The 1,611-nt window shown below is 39.9% G+C and carries 3 protein-coding genes and 1 pseudogene; 1 reads left to right on the forward strand and 3 read right to left on the reverse strand.

Annotated features, from left to right (window positions below; translation table 11 throughout):
* Together MCQ_RS07530 and MCQ_RS07535 are read right to left on the reverse strand one after the other, a co-directional pair.
* A pseudogene (locus MCQ_RS07530) lies at positions 1–170 on the reverse strand (PBSX family phage terminase large subunit); the annotation flags it as partial.
* Positions 151–483 (reverse strand): hypothetical protein, encoded by a 333-nt coding sequence (locus MCQ_RS07535; protein ID WP_006924565.1) that lies wholly within the window; start codon positions 481–483, stop codon positions 151–153. The gene MCQ_RS07535 and the pseudogene MCQ_RS07530, both read right to left, overlap by 20 nt.
* Before the next feature lie 212 nt (positions 484–695).
* Between MCQ_RS07535 and MCQ_RS07540 the strand changes: the two genes are divergently transcribed.
* Positions 696–1,172 (forward strand): hypothetical protein, encoded by a 477-nt coding sequence (locus tag MCQ_RS07540; RefSeq protein ID WP_006924570.1) that lies wholly within the window; start codon positions 696–698, stop codon positions 1,170–1,172.
* A gap of 13 nt (positions 1,173–1,185) precedes the next feature.
* On the opposite strand, the gene MCQ_RS07545 is transcribed toward MCQ_RS07540, so the two are convergent.
* Positions 1,186–1,611 (reverse strand): hypothetical protein (locus tag MCQ_RS07545; RefSeq protein ID WP_108702509.1); only part of this gene is annotated, 426 nt, incomplete at its 5' end.

The raw sequence follows: 1,611 nt of genomic DNA on the forward strand, positions 1-1,611 counted from the left end.
ATAGTGCCTGATATCCCTCCCATGCCGAACTGATAGCCTTTTAACGCTGCCATCAAAGCAAATGATCTTGTCTTTCCAGACCCTCGTCCTCCCCAAGCTGCACGCACCGCCGCATTGCCTGTAAATATCGGAATAAGCTTTGGAACAATCTTAATTTGCGTGGTTGTCATTGACCAAAGGCACGATTTCCACACGCGTTATCGTCTTTATCGCTCCCCCATCCTCACCTGTAATCTGTAAAGGCAACACCTTACCAAGCAAGGCCAAATAAGCAGCGGGGCAATCCATAGCTTGCTTTTCCAAATAAGAGATCAAACCGTCATTGCCTATTTTATTGCCAGCATTCTCAGCAGCTCTCACAACGGCCTCTTTTAAAATACGCGTCATCTTATTGGGAACGCCTTTGGCACGCCCTTGACCAGCCCTTGGAGGTCTCCGTTTGTTTTTTATTTGTGGAGCCTGTTCTGTATTTTCTGATGTCATAAAATACGCCCTCCCGATAATAAAAAACCCCGCATTTGCGGGGATTTAAAACTGCACCACCTCTCGTCTAGATACAATACGACCAAGTACAGTAATGTCATTAAATACGATTTGCAACACGTTGTCAACACTAAAATGACACGTATTGGTATATTCAAAGGGAATCAGTATAGATAAAAATACAGTCAATGAAAAACAAAAGATAAGATCTGATGTTATTACCATATTTAAAGAAAATTGCCTTATTCGGAATAATAAGTATCTTATTCACTGGTCATGTAAGTAGTCAACAATCAAAAGATTATGACCCTTGGAAGCATATATGTGTAAATGGCAAAATTCCTGTTTTGCGTGATGTAAGAGATCCATCTTCTGTTATTAAATGTATCTCAGAGGCGGAGGCGAATTATGATAAATCACTTCTTCCGGAATGGGCTAGGAAATATAAGGTAATTGGTGTTGGTCCCAAGGTAGCTGCTATAAGCGAAGAAGATTATAATGAAATATTAGAACATCGTTTTGATAAAAATAAGATAATAGAGTGGTTTGTCATAGGATTAGTAATAATCGCTATAATGTCTCTTCCAATTAACATACTATGGAGATTCAGATTAAAGATTCCAGCATGTTTATTCGCAATGGTGACTGCCTTGGCTGTTATTGCAATACCCTTTATCTTTGGTTCGTAATATATCTTTTAATCTACTTTTGTGAAAAGTGCTTTTGAAGAGCATTAAGAGCTATACGCAATGAACTCACGAGATGCGGTAGCATTTGGTCTTCTATAATAAGATACTGTAGCGCTGCATAAAAATTATACTGTCTATAGAGGCATTGTGCTTCTTTTATTGCCTCTTGCATGTTTAAAAACTGTTCTGTAGCAAATTCTACCCACTTGTCTCTTGCCTTATCATCAGTTGACGAAGGCATTTCATCGTAAACGGCGCTTGGCAAGCCTTTAGCACAAAGGTAATTGTTTCTTATCTGTAGATACTGTTGCGCAGCGTCGTATTGCTCTTGAGTGAGTTGCCCCTGCAAACAAAGCCGCCCGATATAAGTACCAGAAAGCGGATTTTTCGCCTCTTGTAGCGTTAGACCAAAGCGCTTTGCACGGATTGCTATTGCCAA

Source organism: Candidatus Bartonella washoeensis Sb944nv (assembly GCF_000278135.1).
Taxonomy (GTDB): domain Bacteria; phylum Pseudomonadota; class Alphaproteobacteria; order Rhizobiales; family Rhizobiaceae; genus Bartonella; species Bartonella washoeensis.